Source organism: Streptomyces sp. ActVer, assembly GCF_027270795.1.
Taxonomy (GTDB): Bacteria; Actinomycetota; Actinomycetes; order Streptomycetales; family Streptomycetaceae; genus Streptomyces; species Streptomyces umbrinus_A.
In genome coordinates this window covers 1-1,988 of the sequence record NZ_JAPWHT010000824.1, presented here as the reverse complement: position 1 = coordinate 1,988, position 1,988 = coordinate 1, and the positions used below count along the sequence as shown (strand labels likewise).

Sequence of the window (1,988 nt, the reverse complement as noted above, 5' to 3'; positions counted from 1 at the left end):
GGCGTCAGTCGGGCAGTACCAGTCGACCCGTCTCCCCCGGCTGCACGGAAACCACACGATCGCGCAGCCGGACGTCGATGGCCGACAGGTCGGACGCAGGCACCTCGATCTCCAGGCTCCCCTGCTCCATTCGCAGCCGCACTCCCCAGTGCCCCTGGTAGCGGAGGGCGAACCCGTAGGAGGACAGCTCCGGCAGGGGCACCGGGTCCAGCCACAGGGCACCCTGACGTGTTTCCAGTCCGGTCAGTCCGCGCTGGACGAGATCGAGAGTGCCGGCCATGGCGCCCAGGTGGATTCCCCCTCCGGTGGTCCCGCCCTGGAGGTCGGCGATGTCGCCCTTGAGCGCCTCCTGACAGAACGTCCACGCCTCGGCGCGCCGCGCCCGGGCCAGCACCCAGCCGTGGACCAGTCCGCTCAGGGTGGAGCCGTGGCTGGTACGGCGCAGGTAGTAGTCGACGGTGCGCCGCCAGGTGGCTTCGTCGAGGCGGTGGCCGAGTCTGCTGAACAGACCCTGGAGCTCGGCGGGTGAGAAGAGGTAGCCGAGCATGAGGACGTCGGCCTGCTTGGACGCCTGGTAGCGGTTGACGGTGTCGCCTTCCGCCTCCAGGATCCGGTCCAGGCGGCGGATGTCGCCGTACCGGTCGCGGTAGCCCTCCCAGTCGAGTTCCTCCAGGTCGCCGTAGCCCTCGAACTGGCTGATGACGTCGTCGTGGAAGGGCACGTGGAGCGTCCGGGACACGTCCTCCCAGAGTTCGAGTTCGCCGCCGTCCAGAGCCGTCCGTTCGACGAGTTCCCGTCGGCGCGGTTCGGGAAGGGCCTGGAGTACTTCGAGCGTGCGGGTCAGCACCCAGGCGGCCGTGACGTTCGTGTAGGCGTTGTCGTCGAGGCCGGGCTTCTCGGCACCGGGGTAGGCATCGTGGTATTCGTCCGGGCCGACCACGCCGCGGATGCGGTGCCGTCCGAGGCTCTCGTCGTATGTGGCCGAGTCCGCCCAGAAGCGGGCGATCTGCAGGAGCATCTCGGCGCCCTTGGTGTGCAGGAACTCGGCGTCCCCGCTCGCCTCGCAGTACTGCCACACGTTGTAGGCGACGGCCGAGCCGACGTGGTGCTGAAGGCGTGAGTGGTCGGGCAGCCAGCGCCCGGAGCGTGGGTTGAGATGCAGTTCCTGTGTCTCCTCGCGGCCGTCGCTGCCGCTCTGCCATGGGTAGAGCGCACCTGTCCGGCCGACGGCACGGGCCGCGGAACGGGCCTGTTCGAGCCGACGGTGGCGGTAGCCGAGCATGGCACGGGACACCTCGGGGAAGTGCAGGTTGAGATAGGGGAGGACGAACAGCTCGTCCCAGAAGACGTGGCCCCGGTACGCCTCGCCGTGCAGCCCTCGGGCCGGTACGCCCACGTCGAGGTCGGCGGTGTGCGGGGAGAGAGTCTGCAGGACGTGGAAAAGGTGCAGCCGCAGGATGCTTCCTGCCTCACCCGGAACGTCCAGTTCGGCCCGGCGCCACAGCTGGTCCCATGCCGTGATGTGCGACTCCAGCAGGTCGTCGAAGCCGGGTGCCGCGCTCACCCGGTCGACCGCCGCGCGCAGCGGGTCGCTGATCGCCGAGTTCCGCGAGGTGTGCAGGGTGACGGTCTTGTCGACGGTGACGGTGCGATCGGGGGCGAGGGGCAGGCGCGTGTGCTGGACGGCGTGCAGGGCCCCGTGATGGGTGGATACAGGTTCGTGCGCGGTGAGGCGTGCCGCCATGCCGACGCGGATGTCCGACGTACGGGTGCGGCAGCGCAGCCACACGGTGTCCGGGGCGGCGGTGTCGGTGTGCACGTGGGTCAGATGGCGGCCGTCCAGGTCCCGGTAGCGCGCCACGCCCGCGTTGGTGACGGCGCCGTCGAGGACCGCCTCGACGTCGAGTTCACCGGAGAAGTTCTCCGCCGTGAACTCGGTGCGCAGGGCGGCCAGATGAGGGTCGGCCATGTGCACGATGCGCAGTTGG

At 69.8% G+C, this 1,988-nt stretch carries 1 protein-coding gene; it reads right to left on the bottom strand.

Features of this window, described 5'->3' with window-relative positions:
• Window positions 1-4: 4 nt before the first annotated feature.
• The coding region (locus O3Q52_RS52480; RefSeq protein WP_269655452.1) for a glycoside hydrolase family 65 protein at window positions 5-1,988 on the bottom strand (1,984 nt) is incomplete at its 5' end.